The sequence below is a fragment of the Afipia birgiae 34632 genome (assembly GCF_000308295.2).
GTDB classification, from domain to species: Bacteria; Pseudomonadota; Alphaproteobacteria; order Rhizobiales; family Xanthobacteraceae; genus Afipia; species Afipia birgiae.
Genome location: NZ_HG326655.1, coordinates 5,698 through 24,142, shown reverse-complemented (window position 1 = coordinate 24,142; position 18,445 = coordinate 5,698). Strand labels below are relative to the sequence as shown.

Below are 18,445 nucleotides of genomic sequence, written 5' to 3'. Positions count from 1 at the left end.
GATCAAGCGCGTTACGCTCGGTCCCATGTGTTCTCATGCATCTGCTTGCCGGCGGATTTCGAGGTTTCCCCTCCACCGTAGCGCAGCCCATTGTTGTCAAGCAGTTGAGAACAAAGTGGAATCCACGTCTCTTTCCGGGCACCAAGGGATCGTCGAAAGCCGTTCTTCGGCACGCTTTGATGCATTCCGATACCGTTTTGCGCCACTTTTTGCCCTCCTGAGCGATCACGTGGCGGCCGATACCGTTCGCTTTCCTCCACCATCGGACTCGTTTTTTCGACTTTTCGCAGTCTTTGCTCGCGGCCTCTTCCCGGACTTGGCGGCGAGCTGCGCCGGCGCAACACCGCCCTTCTGCAGGGTTCGGAGCAGCCGGAGCCGGTCGAACGGGTAGCTGGGGTCGGGCTTCCTCACCCGTTCGAAGAAGGCGCCGGGCGTCTCGCCGTCGGTTCGCTCCCGGTAAAGCTCCAGGATCCGCACGTCCCAGAACCGCTCGAGCCGTTCGCGCTCTTCCCGCTCCGCGGGCGTTTCGGCGGCGCGCCGGCGTGCGAACAGGCGGAGGCGGATGCTGTCGGCTGTGCAGTTCAGCAGATAGGCGATCTGCCGGGTCGTCAGGAGCCCGCGGTCCCGCAGCAACGACAGGTACGGGAGGTGTTTCTCGATCAGCATGGCGCGCTGTGCGTTCAGTTTTCGTCCGGTCCAGGCCTGGCGCAGAAGCGAGGCGCACACCGGATCGGTGCGCATGAAGTTCGTGATCGGCGTCTTCGAGCGCACGGGTTTAAAGAGGCGCATCTCGCGCGCGATCTTGGCCTTGCCGTGGCCACCGATCCATCTTCCGGCCTCGCCCGCGAGCTTGTGGCGGCGATTCAGCACCTTCCAAAGGCGCTCGTGGTCGTCCCTCGCGGCGACGATTTCGGACATCGGCACGTCCAGGTCGTTCGCGGTGCGGCGGTGGCGCAGCGCCATGATGGCGGCCCGATCGGTTTCCTCGACGAAGCAGCGGTCGAAGAACCCGTACAGTCGTGCGAGGATTTGGCCGCCGTGCAGACCGTACTGGGCGGCGAGATGCTGGAATGCGTACCTGCCGGTCGAATTGTCGAGCGGCGACCCGTCCTCCGAAACGAACAGCGCCGTGCCGCCGAGCTTGCGGCGCAGCTTCAGGTAGCGCTCGATCGCAGCCACGACGACGGGGAGGAGCAAGACCGGATAGGAATGTCCGCACGTCGTGGCCGCCCTCAATTGGTCCGTGTCGTATTGGGCGAGCGTGAAGGTTGTGGCCCGGCTCGGCGTGATCCGTGCGCAGGCCGCCAAGGCCGCGAACGCCGCCCACATCCGTCGATAGAAGAGCGTCCGGTATCCTGAATTGATCCAGGTGTCGGGATCGATCGTCGCGAGCACGTCGCCGCGCGTGAAGCGCGGCGTATGCACCGACGGCGCCAGGCGGGGCATCGTCATCCTTGGCCGTCCGCTACTCATTTCCAAACGCTTTTTTGGCGGCGAGGGTTCGGCGGGGGTGGTCCGGGCCGCGAGGCGCGCGGAAGCCGCCGGCAGAGCTTTTTCGGATCCATGAAGCCAAGGAACGTCAGCTTGCTCTCGTCGGGTTTAGGCCGGGTCATGCCTTCGCTATCCGCTTCGAGGAACAGATAATGCTGCTTAATCACCACCGGGTCGTTGCCGGTCAGGTGTCCGATGCGGCTGAGGCCGAAACCCGCCTCCCAGAAGATGCCGACGGCGGAGGCCTTGAGGTCGTGTCGTCGATTCGGGATACCCACCGCGACGAACGCCTTCTTGGCGCGATATGCGATGTTGTCGACCCGGCTGCCGCAGCCGTCGTGGACGACATAGAAACCGCCGTCCTCCACGTCGTCCCACGCTTCGGCGCGCTGCCGCGCCTGGTCGTCTCTGAACCAGCGGGCGAACAGGCGCACCGCCGGCCGCAGCAGCCGCGATGGGCGACGCGGCTTGTGCTCGTAGTCGGGCCCGAGGCGGCCGTTGCGGATGATCATCCGTCGGGCGAGATCGATCCACCCTCGGGTATCGTGCTTCTCCCAGCCGAGCAGCGCGATGCGCTGCAATCGCGTCCCAGTGATGACGTAGACCATCACGAGACGGATCACCGGCATGTAGAACGCGAGGTGTTCGGCCAGTTGCTTGCCCGACAGCCGCAATGGCCATTGACGCATCTTTCCGTTGCGTTCCACCCATTCCCAGGCGAATCCATCGCCGTTCCAATGGTAGCCAAGGCAGAAGAAGACCACCTTGACGATGTCAGTCCAAGTGATGCCGGCCGCGAGCTTCTGCTGGTAGTCCTGTTCGCCACGCGTCTTATTGAAGCTGAGCCGGACCGCCAGCCGGTACTCCTCGGCGAACTCGCCGAGTGCCTGAGACAGGCAGGAGTGATAGTTCGCGACCGTGCCGTCCTGCCCTCCCTTGACTTGATCGCCGACGATCGGTGCTCCGGCCTCCACCAGGTGTTTGCGGAACCAATCGTTGAAATTGTCGCCGACGTTGGCGGTGTGCGAAGCGAGGGTCCGCTCCTCGAGGAATTCCATCCAGGTCTCGACCCGATGGCCGTCCCGGTTGTCCGTATCCTGGGTGGCGAAGTTTCCGCGCTTTCGATCGAGGATCGCTTCGGGCTTGTCCCTTGCGGCGCCACGACGCTTTAGTCGTTTATCGAGCCACCAGCGTAAGATGCGCGAGTACCGGATCGTGGTGGGCGCGTGACGGGCCTGCAGACGAAGCACTTTTTCTGCCGCATGCTTGACGAGTTCGGCTCGCGCGGTGGGATGCAATCTGGCCTGCGCTTCCGTCATGCCGTCGGCCGCAACGCCGGTCGACTTCTCGCTCCCGTCCCACGTATTCCGGACAACGATCATCGCCGACCTTCCGGGTTCGACACCGCGGATTGTCAGGTAGGGGACGGCCCCTCCGATATCGAATTCCTTGTCGAGCTTCTGCAGGAGGCTGATCGGATCGAGGCCGGTCTCGTTAAGGAACAGCCTGTCGAGCTTTCTCGAACCCCAGGCGTCCTGGGGCCACGGAAGATGCGTATCCTTTTCTCTCTTGTACGGTCCCTTGCTCACGGTTCCTCGCGCTTTCCATCAACGGATAAAATCTGCCTTTGTAGGCGCTATATGGCGTCCACCCGTTAAAAGCGCAATTTGTCCGTTGAACCGTCCCGGGAAAGTGGTTAATGCTAGAGGCGGAGTCGCGAACCTGGGGCGAGCATGGCGACATCGGTCGAATTGGCGCGCGCGGTCGCCGCGGCGTTCGGACTGGCGGAGAAGACGGTCCTTCTGCATCTGAAGCACGTGAGGCCGGCTGGCGCGATCACCTTCAAGGGCCATGGCAAGGGGGCCGCGGCCATGACTGCGCGGGACGCCGCCGGTCTGGTGATCGCTGTCGCCGGGAGCGCCTACGCCGCGAACGCGGCCACGACCTACCGGGACTTCGCCGGGTTGAAGATGCTTTCCGGAGCGGCGGTTACCCTCGACCGGCACCTCGAGTGGCTGATCGAGCGTTTGCGTGTCGGCGACAGCTTCCGGCCCCCTTCCGGCGCACCGGAGTTCCCCGGCCACCGGAACGTGCTGGCGGAAGCCTGCCTCAAACTTACTTGGGTGGACGGGGCGACCGGGGAGGAACGCCCGCGGATCGCCACGGTGCGTCATTTCCTCCCGGGCGGCGGACACACGCAACGGACCTTCGCCTCCGAATCCTTGGCCAAGGGCTATTACGACGAGGCCCGTCTCATGCAGGAATATCGGGGTGTGCGAATGACCACGACGCGCGCGATCTCCTTGCGCGCGCTCGAGCAGGTCGCCGCATCGTTGTGATCCTCGGAACCGACACCGGATCATGCCTTCGAGGCAGGCTCCGTTTGAAGGCGATCCCGGCAGCGGCGAATCCTTCATCGCAGGACCACCCATATATCTTTCCGAGGCGACGGCGGCCTTGCGACATCGCCGATAACCGACGGTGTGCCGGGTGCTGCCGACCTCGGCGCGGTAAACGCCAGAGGTCCTCTTCCGACGGTGGTCGATTCGATAGCTCGCGAACGGCAAGGGATCAGAAATTGGAACGTTATCATTAGTCCGGATTGAAACCGTGCCCGAGCGAGGTGCCCCGTTTCGATCGTCAGTAGGGTTCTTGTCGGCGAGCCTCTCGTCCGTGATCTTCGCTACGCGCCTTCGATCGTCCGCCTCCGCAGGTGATTCTTCTCGATCACTGACCGGGCTCCCGGGAATCGTCGCCGCATCCCATGGCGGCGGAGAACGCGAGCTGCTGGAGGTGACAAACATCGCTTCATGCTCATTTCGGCCGCGTGCAACGATAAGGAGCGGCATCCGCGCTTCGCGATCCCGGAGGCGGGCCGCGAAATGAAGGCAGCCATCAGCTTCGATCCGCCGGACTGGCGGAAGCCCATTGGGAAAGCGGGCTTCGCCATGCAACCGCGCGGTTCTGCTTCGGGTCTGGTCCGGATCAGGATCGTCACGATCGATACCTTCGATGCCGTCGCCCGCAACCCGTAGCGGTGTCGCCTAGCGGCCGCGCATGCTTCGGACCGCTGCGAGGTCGTCCGCGAAGCGGCCCGTCGTGGCTTCGGCATCCCGCGCAGGGCGCGACGTCGGCGCCGGCTCGCAATTCGACAATGCCGCCAATGCCCGCCTAGTAACGAAAAATTTGCCGGCCAGTATGGAAATCGGAAGCCGTCCGTCGCGGACGGCGGTGCGAAGTGTGCGTTCCCTTATCGGCCCGTCCGGCCAATGCAGACGGGCAGCTTCGCCAAGACTCATGAGTTCGTCTTCACCCCAAGCGGCAGGGTCCGGCCGCTGGGCGACGCGGTCGCGCCGCTTGTCGGTCATTTCGCAAGCCCTCCTCATGCAAGTAGGGCGACACAATCTTTCCGTCGTCGCCCGGACGTCACTGTTGATCGTCTCAGCATTGGTCCTTCCGGAGCTGTTCAGTCGGTTGATTTCAAATGGAGCAGCCCCTGTTACGGGCTCTCCCGCCTTTGCCACGCCTGATGGTGCCAAGCCTCGCCGGGGCCACGCCCTGCCGAACCGATATTTGATCACCTCCACTAGGTAGGTCCCGCCAGTCGCCAAAACACCTATTAACTTAGCAGCGACATAAAACTCGACGATGTCCGGCGGTTCAAGCATGCTGTCCCGCAAGCGCAGGCACGGTGATGATATGCTGCCGATGTGAACCATGATGCCCTCCCTCACGCCGCCAGGATCGCAGCGCGCGAACGGGTCAGCGGCGTCCAGCGACCCGCCGTGTGCGCGCCGCAGATGACTTTCGCCGCGATCGAGATCGACGGGAATGCAAGAGCCGCGATCAGGCGGCGTCGATCAGCGACACCTGGAATACTGGACAGAACGCCGGCTCGGAATAGTTCGTCCCTGCGAGCCCTAGTGACGCCGTTGACGGAGCCGTTCGTTTGGGTGCGAACCTCGGAGCCCGCCGCTACGATGAAGTGGCCAGCCGACCAGTAGCCTCGAGCCCAGACATCGTCATAGTTCAACTCAAACTCCTCGGCGCCGAGGGGCGTTGTCGTCACGCCGATCTCCATCGGGCCGGCATCGGCGATATCCGTCATGTCGTCTGCAGAGAACGATTCCGCCTTGAGCCCGACAACGGTATCCTCTGTGGGGTGGAAGAAACGGCAACCTGCGTCGTAGAGTAGGCGGAGAGCGTCCCCGAAGATGCGGTCGTGCGTCGAGCGATCGGCGTCCGGAAGATCCAAGTCCGTCGGGTTCGTCCCCTTCATTACCGTGACAATCCCGGCATCGACGGCAAGATTGGTGAGACGAAACTGAAGATCCATCACGATCGCCTTGTCGAATGCACATCCGTCGCAGCCCGCGATGACGAAGACGTCGCGCGCGAATGCCCGCTTCTGCGGGTCCGCGGCATGGTCGGCGAGGCGACGGGCAGGCCGAATGCTCTCGCCGACATAAGCGGTGCGATTGTCCGTGAGCACATAAGCACCGGGCGTGGCGAGCAGCCCTGCCGCGGATAACTGCTGGACCATCGAGATGGGGAACGCTTGGACGCCCACGCGGCTGGCGCGATCGGAAATCTTACGATACCCGGTGATGCCTCCGAAGGGACGATGCAGGATGCTCGTCGAGGGAGTGTCGGAAGCGTTGGCATTGGTTGCGATGGACATCGGTGCTCAGTCTCCGGGAGTTTGGGAGGCCGCCGTGGATCACTCCCGTCCCAGTCCTTTCGGTCGCGGACGGGTCTAACTAAGTGGCGAAGCTGGAAGCCACTTGGGGCGCTCGATCGGATGGCTGGCCGATTTCTACGAGAGTTCAACGAAATCCGCTTCTGCGATTTCTGCGCAGGCCTTCTCCAGCAGGATCCAGACGCTCTGCCGACGATCGTGCGCAAGCACCATGCATGCTCTGTTGCGCGCGGGATCGCCGGTGAGATGGTTGGGCCCCTCCATCGCCTCGACGCTATAGTCCGAAAGATCCGCCAAGTCGCTTTCGTTCGCGATACACATTGTGGCGATCGTCCGGCGTGGCGCAGAGCATCCTCCTGGTATCAAATCGATCGTCACCTTCAGCATGTAACCTTCTCCTCATGTTTCGGACCGCACTTTCCTGACGAGGTGGCTTCGAACATTGCGCGTACGGCGTCTCCGGAGAGAGGGCTCTTGTTGCGCAGCGCGAGCGCCACGTTCTCCGTCGGTCCGCACCGCGACCAGTGCCGCCTGGTAAGAGAGGGTGTACGTCGCGTGTCGAGGCCCTTGGAAGCGCGCTGCGTCGCGACGAATCTAGTGAACTGGGACTTGGCCCCTATGGTTCGGGCTTGGAAAGCGGAACAGAAACTGACCACCCGCCGCAAAGGACGTCGCCTAGTAGAGCGGTCATGGCCGCGCAGGTAAACGGTGCGAGCCGACGCCTCCCTTCCGGCAAGCGGACTTGCTGATCGACGATCTCATCCAGCGGTCGTTTCGGCGGGCCAGATCGGACAGATTGGCAAGATGCACGAGGCCGATGGTGCGCCGAATCTCGGCATATCCTCCCGGAAGAATCGCCACAGTTATACTTATCATCGGCAGCCTCCATCGCTCTTATCGGACGGATCAGCTTTCGAGCTGCGCACGGGATACGTTTTCGGAAGCTCGTCGATCGCAGCACGATCCAGATACCCTGTCTGTTCCAATCGAAGTGTCACAGCTTCGACTGTCTGTTGGTTCGCAGCGATGAGTTCGCGTGCCTGCGTATGGCAACGAGCTATGCGTTTCGTGATCAGGCCAACGATAGAGGGGCTCTGCAATAATATCTCTGTGGCACGATCTGAAAACCGTGCCACGCCAATCGCTCCGAAGCCAAAACATAGCTCTAGGTCGATCGCCGCAGTGGTAGCTCGCGAAAAATCGCTATGCCCCCAGCGCCTGCTCCTACAGTTGCCTGCGACGAGCAGGATTGGCGTAATCCTCCCAGGATCGAAAGCTCATGAGCCAACTTCGCTCGTAAGCAAGATTCGGCTACGGTCCGTCGCAATGATGACGGGCCCGATTGAGCAGCCATTCACGCTGTGCGCTGCTCGGCAATGCGATAACGATGATGTTTGGATATTTTAGCGGGAAAGCCGCATCGCTCACGCTCACGATTGCTGTGACCAATAGAAATACGAATGTAGGTTTTTAATGTACACAAAAGTGCGTCAAAGCTATGGCGGCATGCATGGAAAGCTTGCGGCGTCTCCACCGGAACGTGGAGACGGATTGCCTCGCTTAGTCAGGCGAATTTCTCATCGCGGTTGGTCAAAGAGTTCGGCTGGGTTGACGCCCAACGCCATTGCGATGCTTACGATCGTGTCGCGCGTCGGGTTCGCTTCTCCTCGCTCGATCTCGCTGATCAGGGCCCGACGGGTTTCGGCTTCGTCCGCTAAATCCGTCTGGGACAATTTCGAGGAAAGCCTCAATTCCTCGACCTTCCGGCCCAGATTATCTTGATAGTATTGCGAGCGCTTTTCGGATTGAAGGACTCAGATTCTATAGCGGCTCCTCCGGAATCCTTGAACCGTCTTCTCGAAAGATGGTGTGATGGGATCGACACCACAGCTAACCTGCTACGTTTCAGATCCTCCGACTACAGCATGTTCATTCAGGATCAAGGATTCGCAGTCGATTGGCTGCGGCATGACAAAAACTCTACACCGCCAAATGGCTGCTCAAGCGCGCCTAGATTTTTGTTGGTTTAGCTTAGTCCATACAACGTCACCCAGCCAGCAAGTGTGAGTTTAGGTACAACCGGTCGGCTCAAAGGGAGGTTTGATGCAGGAAAACCTAACTGAAAGTCTTAAATCGGAAGGCTTGCCTGAACGGCTGATCGAGGCCGGGATCGATTCCGGGTTCTTTCTAAAGAGCTGGGTAAACATGATCCTGAGCCACCAAACTGGCCCGTGACGCGCTCCCTGAAACGCCCCCGAATATCGGTACCTACCCCTGGCGCATCGACAATATTGCGGACGCATCAGGCTGCACCCCTATGCTTTCAATGGCGACAAGGGTGGAGTCACCCTTGAAGTCGAGAAACTGAAGCCGATCGCCTGTGCGCAGCCCAAGAACGGCGGCGCCCAGCAGCGACAACACTGATAGATGAATCCGCTCGTTGCTAAAGTCTTGCGGCAACACCAGTACCTTGCTTTCGCTCCTCGGATGGTTGCTTGGGCGATATGTCACCCAGTTGTTGAGTCGGACAACATCAGACGGCACGTCCCTGTCATCGCACACGTGGGCGCGATCGACCTCAGACATCAAGAACGAACTCACAGGATGCCGATCTCTCAAAGCGTCGGCGACGAGTGCTTCAAGACACAGGTGATCCTGTAACGGCAGGATGATCGGAGGGAGGATTTCGCGCATGAGTGGCTCCTGCATCTGTCTTGTGAGGTATGTCAAAGAACGACGCTACACGGGAGAATCGCCTTTAATCTGAATGGCTCCGCAGTCTGAAGGGTGATCTCGCAGATAAAGTCGGTGGTGCAGCTCGCATGGCGATTCAGGATGTCCATCTGCGTCTGACAGTAGTCATGGGATAGTTCTATGACTTCGGAATGTGTGTTCGCATGCAGGAGACGAGTTACATGTTCAAAAGACTGCAACGTGTTACTGGTCGCCAAGTTCATATGACGAAGGCCGTAAGCAAGAAATAGACCGGAGAAATCACGCGCGAAGGCGTCAGATTTTGACGACATGTCCGGCGTGAGGAGTATGGGTTCGATCACTGTTTGTCTCCTCGCTACCCAGATAGAAGAAAGTTCGGCATCCGCAGAAGCGGCGTCGGACCGATTACTGATTCTGAAGCAACGAGCTGCTCTCCGGCACGCAGAGCGGGCGGATGATGCGGTTTCGTATGTAGTAGATAGGTAGTCTCGCCCCGGATGACCTCAGGCCGGCCGGGGCGTGGGGACCGTTTGCAGTTGGTCCGCTCGACAACAAATTATTCGGTGAAGCAGAAAGGTGACCATGAGCAACATTTGGCGAAGCCGCGTGAATAATCAAGCCTTGCGCTGGAAAGCGCACCCTTTTGTCACTGTAGCTGTGATGACGTTATCGATGTTGGAGATGTCGTGATTGTTTTGCTGGTTTGGTGATTCATCAGCCCACTGCAACTAGAGCCTACATCAATTCTCGCGAAAGCTTGCGGACGGAGTCAGATAGCGTGCGCCAGTGTCATTGGGCCTGCGAGGTTGGCGTCAGAAAACGAACGATTTCACCATTCAGGTCAGAGCCAGTATGGTGTCATTGCAACAGTAGCTGCGAACACAGCAGCGAATGCACTAAGTAGCACGCAGTAGAGAAACAGTGCGACAAGCGTCCAATTTGTCGCTCTCGCTTTAGTCTCTGCAAATGAGACAGATTTGTACTTGGAGGCGATGCCTTTCTGAGATCGGATGAATTGAGCCGGATGACGTTGCCGACCGTTTCTCGATCGCATGATCGAAATGGGTCGGATGTCTGCTGCGCGCGTCGATCAAGACAAGACGTCTTGTGAGCATCGCCGTGGCTGCGTTGGATGTGGTCTATTGCGTCGGAATAGCGGCGCGAGTATTGCGCGGTATTTTGGAGTGAGCGGCCATCGTGAAACGCATCGGCTCAAGACACATGATTGCATAGGCTTCCGCAGGTGAGCGCGCCTCACGCAGCGCCTCGCGCAAGAACTTGCTGCGAAACATTCTGGAGACGCTGGCCAGGGTTGGCAGGAACTGCTGGGTGTCGCGCCGAGGCCAGAGCAGCGCGAAAAGCAGATCGACCTGACTGTCGTCCGGCGCGTCAAAGTCAATCGGCGCGGACAACCGCGTCAATGAAGCGACCGGATGTGAGAGATTATTGAGCAGGACGTGAGGGACGGCGATACCCTTACCCAAGGCGGTTGATCCCACTTTTTCGCGAGCGAGAAGGCCGGAAAGAATTGTCTTTTCCGTGATGCCGGCACGTTGCGCCAAACCAACTGAAATTTTCGTCAGGGCCGGTCGCTTGCCTTTGGCAATAATGTTCAGCGCGATATCATGTTCCGACAGCAGGTTTTCAATCATAGCGGTCTCCATGCGGACGTCCCCAGCGCTCGTCAGAGGCTGGGGTGACATGCCCCATTTTTGGACGGTGCACGCGCTTTGCACGTGCAATCTTCCGATCTGGATGCACTTGCGAAACACAAATGCCACCCACACGAGAATCAAGTTCGCAGGTCATTTGTAAATGCTTGCCAGCGCGATCCAAACAATCAAGAGAAGCGCGGTGCATATTGCGGCCGTGATTTCTCGTTGTCTTGATTTTCTATTGGCACGAACAGTTTTGACGGTCACAACTTTTATTTCACCGTCAAAATCGACATACGGCATGCGCGAACCCTCAGGCAGTCCGACGAGGGCCGCTCCGATTGGCGACAACACAGACAATTGGGTGCCGGCATCGACGCAATCTTCCGGCAGAACCAGAAGCCGCCGCTGGACGGTGTTCGAATCGTCGACGTAGAATGTCACCCAGCTGTTGACGGAGACTGCGAATGCAGGCGGCTCACTGTCATCATAGGGATTGGCGCGGTTCAGCTCCGAAAGCAGGAAATATGCGGCGGGATGACCGGCGCTTTCTGCTGAATCGGCAAGCCGCTGAAGACGCTGCAAGTCGGGTACCCAGATATGCAGGGGAGGCGGGGCCCAGTGGACGACGTTCATCTTACTCTCCTCGCGTCGGTGCGATCTTTGAAACTCTCGACATAGCTATCGGTACCAGCGATGCGGCGCTCGCTTCGGGCGGGGGGGACGTGCGCTGCCTGACGGGATTCTTCGGTCCAGGTTGTACCTGCTGAAAACAAATGCGACCCAGGCTGTGAGCAGCAGTGCCGCGCAGATCATGACGCTCATGGTGTTTTCCTCCCTTCGCCGGTTGCTGGCTCCAGCAGGCGAGAATGCTTGAGGCGTCAACATCGATTGAATGACGATGCCGCCGGATTCTCGCACGCCAATGCCTTGTGGCTGAAGCCACATGCGTGATTGGATCAAGAGTTTGGAGTTGGGTTCTTAGTCTATCCCGGACAGCGCGAACGTGCGCGCTGCCGGGTCAGCGTCCTGACAGGAACTGACCAGCGCGCAAATGTGATTGCCAACAATGTGAATCGCGGACCATTCGCAAAACCTATGGTCTGATGAAGAAAAGTCAATCTTGACCGTCGATGCAACTATTGGAAATCGCCACCTAGATACCTGCCGCGTGTGGAGATCGCGAGGCGATTACGAAGCACCTTGATACCTGAAGAATTTTGTCAAAAGACTAGGTCGTCGGATGAGACCTAGTTGCAGATTTCAACCTGTCGTGGTCCTAAGGTCTTGGTTTCGGAGCCGGTCACAATGCGGCACGGGGCGGCTTGGCCTTCTTCGAATGCGCCGGCCCATAACGCGCAGAAGGTTTGAGGCCGCCAGGGTTTCGTTAGACACAGCCCTCCATTGGGAACCGCAAATAAGTTACGCCGGCCGATCAATGGATATGATCGAGTTTGAAACTAAACTGCGCCAATCTTTCAGCGAAGGAAAGGACAGCATCACGATCACTTTTGCGAGGGATGCTTTCAAAGGTTTTAATCATGCGAAGACCCTCTTCTGCTGTGGCAGGTTCACGCGGTTCTTCGTTAAACGGCAGGCTACAAATTCGGGTCATTTTCTCCTCCGACAAAAATCTGAGCGAATTCCAATTGTGAATGGACTACAGCGTGGAAGGATTAAGCTTATTCTTCAGGTCATGGAACGCAACGTCAAACCTGTGAGAACCTAAAATGGCGTTCGCGTTGACGTGCAGGAAACGTGGGCTGGCGAAATGACTGGGCACTTCGTTTCGTTCTGGTCGTCCTGGTTTCGTGTTTAAGCCGATGGCGAGCCTTGGCCGTGGGAAAGTAGTTTCTGGCATGAGGACCGTACCCGGCGGTGGCCGGCCAACTGAGACGGCCTTACTGCGTCGGTCGAGCAAAAACGTTTGTTCATAGCACCGTTTCCGCTTCGTTCCATCTCTATTTGTTCCCATGCACTTTGTGCCATTCGGCCGCAGCGGCGACTAACGAAACAGTTTAGTCGGATGACGTGACCAATACCGTTACTCGATCGCATGATCGAAACGGGGCGGGTGTCCGCTGCGTGCGTCGATCAGACGAGATGTATTGATCCCATTTTCTCGCGAGGAAAGAATTGTCCTTTCGGTGATGCCGGCACGTTGCGCCAAACAACTGAAATTTTCGTCAGGGCCAGTTGCTTGCCTTTGGCAATGACGTTTAGCGCGATGTCATGTTCTGACAGCAGGTTTTCAATCATCGCGATCTTGATCGCCGATGCTGCCACCTAGATACCTGCCGCGAACGGAAAATCTCGATGCTGCGTTTCTGGCTGGGATGAATTTGCGAATGGCGGTCGTTGGGACCAGGCCTGAAGCAACGTGCAGCGGCAAAACGGCGCGGTGCTCGCCGGCTGACTTGATTTAATTCTGAATCCCACCACCTTAACGCTATGAGCATTCTGGCCCATCATCAAAAGCGTATTTATCGCGCGGGCTGCCTGCAAATTGGCAGGTGACCCGGGCAGGCTTTAAGCCGCCCGGGGTCGAGAGTTCCATTCCCAATACAGCGTTCGTTGAGCGGATCGGCACGTCAGTGCTTCTGCATCCGCATCCATGACAACCGAACCTCTGGAATTCCAGAGCGTTTGGCATCGCTATTTCATGCAAAGGATCACGACTATGCGTAGCACGCACACGTCGGCGCATGTAGCGACTCCGCGTCGGAAGAATTTCGACACCCTGTTAATGGTTCTGTCGGCGCTCGCCATCTGTGGCGTCACGCTTCTGTATCTGGCGGCGTCGGGAGCCTTCAACTGATCGCGGTCCGCCTTCGGGTCGGAAGCCAAGTTGCCGATCCGGCAACGCCGCGACTTCTGGACTGACAGCCGCACTGCCGCCGTTGTTTGCAATCGTTGATGACATCAAGACGCCGACAACTGGCATCGCATCTGCATTCCAGTTGACGGCGCTTGTGCCGTTGAGCGGCGCTGTTGCGGTAAGACATGAGGCATGATGTTCGACGAAACGGTGATCATTTTGACGAGGATTCTGGTCGCGTCTGCGATCGGCGCGGCAATTGGCTTCGAGCGGAGTTTTCACGGTCGCCCTGCCGGCTTCCGGACCCACACGCTCGTCTGCGTCGCGTCCGCGCTTCTGATGCTTGTTACCGTATTCCAGACCGGGTGGGTTACGAATGTCCCCGCCGGTGCAATTCGCACGGACCCGACGCGCATGGCGCAGGGCATCATGACCGGGATCGGATTCCTCGGCGCGGGCGTCATTTTCAAGGAAAGCCCCACGGTGCGTGGCCTGACGACGGCGGCATCGATCTGGGTCACCGCAGCGATCGGCATTCTTGTAGGAATCGGATTCTACGTTCCAGCAATTGCTGGAGCCGTTGTCACGCTGATCGTACTCTCTGGATTCCGTGCGCTCGAAAAATATCTGCCGCGCGAATTCTATGTCGATCACAAGATCAAGTTCAAACGTGAAAATGTGATCACGGAAGCCTCGGTGCATGAGTTGATTGGAGCCCACGGCTTCAAGATCGCGAATCTTTCGCAGCATCTCATGAACGATGGTCAGACGTTCGAGTACCGCATGATCATCAAGGGCAAGAATCTTCGCAATACCGAGAAGCTGTCGCGGCATTTGAGAGGGGTGAGGGAAATCCTGGAGTTCAGGATTGTGCCCGTCAACGAGTAGAGGCGCGCGTGCGTTCCAACGTCATCAATCGTGGAGGTTCGTCTATGAAGAATGATCTGATTGTCACCACCGAGGATTCTTTCATAGAGGGTGCGATGTCGTCATTCCCAGCCAGCGATCCTCCATCATACATGGCAGGGGCTGCGATTTCGGGCGCACCGCCCACAAAGATGCAGATGCGGAAGCCTCGCCGCGCTTCGATCCGTCGCTCGCTCGCCATGCGACGCAAATCACAAAAAGCAAAGACGTGAGCAAGCAGCTTGCGCGAATGCTGGATGAAGCGGGCTTCCCTGACCCGCCTGCAGCGCAGGTCGCAACAAAATCCGGGATTATCACAGGAGAGAAATGTGCAGGATACGTTGAACTTTACCGAACGCATTGGGTTTGATGACCGGGAGACCCTACGGGCAAAAGGTGCAATACCTCCGTTCGATGCGGGCGCGCCGGTTGTGCGCGACGGTTTCCGTTTTGCGGGCACGCATCTTTTGCTCGATCTGTGGAACGCCCGGTCGCTGGATGATGTTGAGGCCATGGAGCAGGCATTCCGCTCGGCGGTGGATGCCGCCGGCGCCACCCTTCTCAATCTTCATTTCCATCGTTTCACGTGTGGCGGAGGGCTGTCCGGTCTGGCCTTGCTGGCGGAGAGCCATATCTCGATTCATACCTGGCCCGAGCATTCATTCGCGGCCGCCGACATATTCATGTGTGGTGGCGCCCATCCCTATCAGGCGGCTCAAGTGTTGAGGGACGCGCTGCGGCCCGAGTTCATTTCGATCAGTGAGCACCGGCGGGGGATTCAGCAATGAAGTGGTTTCAGGAACAGCTCTATCCAGGATTCTCCCAGTGTATCGCCGTCACGGATTGCCTGCTTGAAAGGCAGACGCAATTTCAGAAGATCCAGATTTTCGAAACACCCGTGTTCGGAAAGGTGCTGGCGCTCGACAACGCAATCCAGGTCACCGAGCGGGACAATCACATTTATCATGAGATGCTTGTGCATGTTCCGATGTTCGCTCACGGCGACGTCAAAGACGTTCTCATCGTGGGAGGCGGGGATGGCGGCTGCCTGCGAGAAGCGCTCAAGCATCCGGTTGATTCAGTCACAATGGTTGAGATCGATAGCGAGGTCGTCGAACTGTCGCGGCGTTTCTTCCCCGAGGTATCCGGCGGTGCATTCCTGGACGATCGCGCGGATATTCTGATTGATGATGCCTACAGATATTTGGCCGAGGAAAAGCGGCGCTTCGATCTCATCCTGATTGACTCGACCGATCCCATTGGGGCCGCAGCGAAACTGTTTACCCAAGAATTCTATCAGAGGTGTTTCCTACGGCTTCGCAGCTCGGGAATGATCGTGATCCAGAGCGGTTCACCTCCGTTTCGGACTGAATCGACGGAGGCTGACGCACGGCCGTTCATGTCAGTGTTCAGGCAGTTGCAGGATTACATTGCTCCGGTGCCCAGCTATCCGATGGGGATGATTGCCCTCAGGGGCGCGTCGCTGGCAGGTGATTCGCTATCGCCATGTATTGAGACGATCCGTGCGCGTGTCGAAAAGCAGGCAATCACGACCAGGTATTATGAGCCGGGGACGCACCGGGCGGCGTTTGAATTGTTGCGGGGAGGCCGCGACATGGTTACCGTCGGCCAGCAGGCCTCGTTCTGATGCTCAGGTGTTTCGGGGAGTGATAGCAACGGCGGTCAGTTTGCGATTCAAGCCCGCGTCGGGGGTGACCAGGACAATTTGAATCATGTATGAGTTCGCAGTTTTATTCTGAATGGCGCGCCAAATTGCCACCATTCAGAACAAAACTGCGGACCCAACGACCGCTCGGGCGAGCGTCCTCGAAGGTGATGTTGTCCTGCGGATATCATCACAGGTGCTGGCATTGGCGCAGTTACTGTCGCAGATCACAATCGCCTCAAGCAAGAGGTCGCCAAGTTCGTAGGTGCGGTTCGCGCGGCCTGACGATCGCAACATTGATTGCGAAGGTTTGAAGCCCCTTTTTTGGGGAGCAGCCAATATTGCTGTTGCGCCTTGATGTCGATAGAGGACTGTCCGTCGAACCAAGGTTGCCATTGCTCCGAGCCAGGATATGCCCGCTCGGTAACGCCACCACGATTGGCTCTACCAGCAACAGGCTGATGACAGGCCCCCGCGGGTGGTACTCTGGAGGCGCAGCCGCCACGAACCGGTGCGCTCCTCATCAAGGCCGAAAGATTGATCTAGATTAACAATCTACATCAGTTCGTCAGTACGGAACCTTAAATCAAAATCAATATCAGTTCGCGGCAGCAATGCTATGCCCCCGGATCTGTGCAGGCAGATTTCAGGTTTTCGGTATCGTTAAATCGTCAGTTTCTCCGAATTGTAATCGAATTTTCCAAACCGTCCGAAACAACGCAAGATCAAGTGGGCGCCTTCCTCTGCAAACGCGAGGTCGAAAGATTTGTCTCCATTCAGTACATTTCTCAACGCAGCGGCATTCGCTCTGACCTGGATCGGTATCCCGCTGGCGATTCTGTCGCTGGCCGCTATCGCCATTCGTATTGTTGAAACCCGGAAGCTTGCATTGAGCGCATCGTCGCTCGCGCGATCGAAGAAGCTGCTCGAGACTGTTCTCGAAAACATGCCGCATGGGGTGTGCATGTTCGACTCGAACAGAAACGTGATCGTCAGCAACAAGCACTATGGCGAGATGTATGGCCTCGCTCCTGAACGGACGAAATCGGGAGCGAAGCTGTCTGATATTCTGGATGCGCATGTTGCGGCGCATCATTGTGCGTATGATGTCAAGGCATACGTGGCGGATCACCTCGCTGGGGCGGGCTTGCCGGAGCCAAGCTATGTCGTCAATGAACTGAGTAACGGCAGCGTATTTGCGATCAACAGGCAGCCCTTGCCAGACGGCGGATTGATCGAGATACACCAAGACATCACCAACATCCACCTGACGGAAGCGTGGGCCGATGCGGCGCGGCAGGAACTGCTCGAGATGCAGTTCGCCATGGATCAGGCGGTCATTGTCGCGGTTGTCGATCTGAAGGGGCGCATCACCTATGCGAACGACAATTTCTGTCAGATCAGCGGATACGGCCGCGAAGAACTGCTGGGACAGAACCATCGTATCCTGAACTCAGGCTATCATTCCGCGGCCGTCTTTCGTGAGATGTACCGCCGGATCGGAAAAGGCGAGGTTTGGCGCGCCGAGCTGTGCAATAAGGCAAAGGATGGCTCGCTTTACTGGGTCGATACAGTCATCACCGCGCAACTCGGGCCGAATGGCAAACCGATCGCCTATATCGCGATCCGCGTCGATATCACGGCGCGAAAGCTGGCAGAGGCTCGGATTTCTTACGCGGCTCGCCACGACTCTTTGACCGGGATCGCCAATCGCGCGGTGTTGAAGGAGAAGATGGATGAAGCCGCGGGGCGGCTGCGCCAGAAAGGCGAGGCCTTCACGGTTTTCATGCTGGATCTCGACGGCTTCAAGTATATCAACGATACGCTTGGGCATGCCGCGGGAGACCGGCTGCTCGTCGAGTTGGCGCTTCGCCTGAAGAACTCGTTGCGTGGAAACGAAATCCTGGCGCGGCTCGGCGGCGACGAGTTTGCGATTGTCCAGTGTGCCGAGACGAATCAGCGCGAGGCAGCGATCGCTCTGGCGATCAGGTTGCTTGAAGTCATTTCCAGACCCTTCGATCTGGACGGTCACAATACGGCGATAGGAACAAGTATCGGTATCGCGCTCGCTCCGGAGAATGGGGCCGATACAGGAGAATTGTTGAAGAAGGCCGATCTCGCGCTGTACCGGGTGAAATCCGAAGGCCGCAACAGTTTCAGCTTCTTCGACAAGGAGTTGAGCAAGGACGCTACCTCGCGTCTCCAGCTTGCCAACGACATGCGAGCTGCACTGTCCAGAAATGAATTCGAACTCCACTATCAGCCGGTGTTCGATGCCAAGACATCGCGGCCCTGCGGTGCGGAAGCTCTGGTTCGATGGCGCCATCCGGTTGCGGGCCTCATGGCGCCGGATCGATTTATCTGGCTTGCCGAGGAAACTGGCTTCATGGAGCCGCTTGGACAATGGATTCTGGAAAGGGCGTGCCAGGACGCTGCGTCATGGCCGCAGAATATTAAAGTAGCGGTCAATCTGTCGGCCGCGCAATTCAGGAGCG

General features: G+C 58.3%; 18 protein-coding genes. 7 read left to right on the top strand and 11 right to left on the bottom strand.

Annotated elements, in window-relative coordinates; genetic code table 11:
- Positions 1 to 225: 225 nt before the first annotated feature.
- Together BN32_RS23120 and BN32_RS23115 are read right to left on the bottom strand one after the other, a co-directional pair.
- The gene (locus BN32_RS23120; RefSeq protein ID WP_019200091.1) at positions 226 to 1,452 is read right to left on the bottom strand and encodes a hypothetical protein; all 1,227 of its coding nucleotides are present in this window, start codon (positions 1,450 to 1,452) and stop codon (positions 226 to 228) included.
- A gap of 17 nt (positions 1,453 to 1,469) precedes the next feature.
- Positions 1,470 to 3,080 carry a hypothetical protein gene (locus tag BN32_RS23115; protein ID WP_019200092.1) on the bottom strand — a complete coding sequence of 537 codons (1,611 nt, stop codon included), beginning with the start codon at positions 3,078 to 3,080 and terminating at the stop codon, positions 1,470 to 1,472.
- 144 nt (positions 3,081 to 3,224) lie between these two features.
- Here BN32_RS23115 and BN32_RS23110 point away from each other — a divergent pair, with 144 nt between their 5' ends.
- Both BN32_RS23110 and BN32_RS23105 read left to right on the top strand, forming a co-directional pair.
- Positions 3,225 to 3,830 (top strand): hypothetical protein, encoded by a 606-nt coding sequence (locus tag BN32_RS23110; protein WP_019200093.1) that lies wholly within the window; start codon positions 3,225 to 3,227, stop codon positions 3,828 to 3,830.
- A gap of 471 nt (positions 3,831 to 4,301) precedes the next feature.
- Positions 4,302 to 4,526, top strand: coding sequence for a hypothetical protein (locus BN32_RS23105; RefSeq protein WP_019200094.1), 225 nt, complete (start codon positions 4,302 to 4,304; stop codon positions 4,524 to 4,526).
- Between the two features lie 9 nt (positions 4,527 to 4,535).
- Here the strand turns inward: BN32_RS23105 and BN32_RS23100 are convergent, their stop codons facing one another.
- From BN32_RS23100 to BN32_RS23060, 9 genes are all read right to left on the bottom strand, one after another.
- Complete coding sequence (locus BN32_RS23100) at positions 4,536 to 4,859, bottom strand: hypothetical protein (protein WP_019200095.1); 324 nt, start codon at positions 4,857 to 4,859, stop codon at positions 4,536 to 4,538.
- Positions 4,860 to 5,221: 362 nt separating this feature from the next.
- Positions 5,222 to 6,172, bottom strand: a complete 951-nt coding sequence (locus tag BN32_RS23095) for a DUF4357 domain-containing protein (RefSeq protein WP_019200096.1) — start codon at positions 6,170 to 6,172, stop codon at positions 5,222 to 5,224.
- Between the two features lie 135 nt (positions 6,173 to 6,307).
- A complete protein-coding gene (locus tag BN32_RS23090) occupies positions 6,308 to 6,577 on the bottom strand; it encodes a hypothetical protein (RefSeq protein WP_040427525.1) in 270 nt (89 codons plus the stop codon).
- A gap of 1,190 nt (positions 6,578 to 7,767) precedes the next feature.
- Positions 7,768 to 7,962 (bottom strand): helix-turn-helix transcriptional regulator, encoded by a 195-nt coding sequence (locus BN32_RS26525; protein ID WP_082773487.1) that lies wholly within the window; start codon positions 7,960 to 7,962, stop codon positions 7,768 to 7,770.
- Positions 7,963 to 8,458: 496 nt separating this feature from the next.
- Positions 8,459 to 8,884, bottom strand: coding sequence for a GreA/GreB family elongation factor (locus BN32_RS23085; protein WP_162161336.1), 426 nt, complete (start codon positions 8,882 to 8,884; stop codon positions 8,459 to 8,461).
- Between the two features lie 1,160 nt (positions 8,885 to 10,044).
- Positions 10,045 to 10,557, bottom strand: coding sequence for a PTS sugar transporter subunit IIA (locus BN32_RS23075; RefSeq protein ID WP_162161335.1), 513 nt, complete (start codon positions 10,555 to 10,557; stop codon positions 10,045 to 10,047).
- 153 nt (positions 10,558 to 10,710) lie between these two features.
- Positions 10,711 to 11,196, bottom strand: a complete 486-nt coding sequence (locus tag BN32_RS25755) for a GreA/GreB family elongation factor (protein WP_019200104.1) — start codon at positions 11,194 to 11,196, stop codon at positions 10,711 to 10,713.
- Positions 11,197 to 11,995: 799 nt separating this feature from the next.
- Positions 11,996 to 12,175, bottom strand: a complete 180-nt coding sequence (locus BN32_RS27040) for a hypothetical protein (protein WP_152343752.1) — start codon at positions 12,173 to 12,175, stop codon at positions 11,996 to 11,998.
- Positions 12,176 to 12,654: 479 nt separating this feature from the next.
- The gene (locus BN32_RS23060; RefSeq protein WP_019200106.1) at positions 12,655 to 12,846 is read right to left on the bottom strand and encodes a hypothetical protein; all 192 of its coding nucleotides are present in this window, start codon (positions 12,844 to 12,846) and stop codon (positions 12,655 to 12,657) included.
- Positions 12,847 to 13,570: 724 nt separating this feature from the next.
- On the opposite strand from BN32_RS23060, the gene BN32_RS23050 reads away from it, so the two are divergent.
- The 5 genes from BN32_RS23050 to BN32_RS25750 all read left to right on the top strand — a co-directional run.
- A complete protein-coding gene (locus tag BN32_RS23050) occupies positions 13,571 to 14,266 on the top strand; it encodes an MgtC/SapB family protein (RefSeq protein WP_019200108.1) in 696 nt (231 codons plus the stop codon).
- A gap of 44 nt (positions 14,267 to 14,310) precedes the next feature.
- Positions 14,311 to 14,517 carry a hypothetical protein gene (locus BN32_RS23045; protein WP_019200109.1) on the top strand — a complete coding sequence of 69 codons (207 nt, stop codon included), beginning with the start codon at positions 14,311 to 14,313 and terminating at the stop codon, positions 14,515 to 14,517.
- Between the two features lie 96 nt (positions 14,518 to 14,613).
- Complete coding sequence (gene speD / locus BN32_RS23040; protein ID WP_051488587.1) at positions 14,614 to 15,072, top strand: adenosylmethionine decarboxylase; 459 nt, start codon at positions 14,614 to 14,616, stop codon at positions 15,070 to 15,072.
- Complete coding sequence (gene speE / locus BN32_RS23035) at positions 15,069 to 15,932, top strand: polyamine aminopropyltransferase (RefSeq protein ID WP_019200111.1); 864 nt, start codon at positions 15,069 to 15,071, stop codon at positions 15,930 to 15,932. The genes speD and speE overlap by 4 nt, the downstream gene beginning before the upstream one ends.
- A gap of 784 nt (positions 15,933 to 16,716) precedes the next feature.
- A partial coding sequence (locus BN32_RS25750; RefSeq protein WP_156947016.1) for a putative bifunctional diguanylate cyclase/phosphodiesterase occupies positions 16,717 to 18,445 on the top strand: 1,729 nt, incomplete at its 3' end.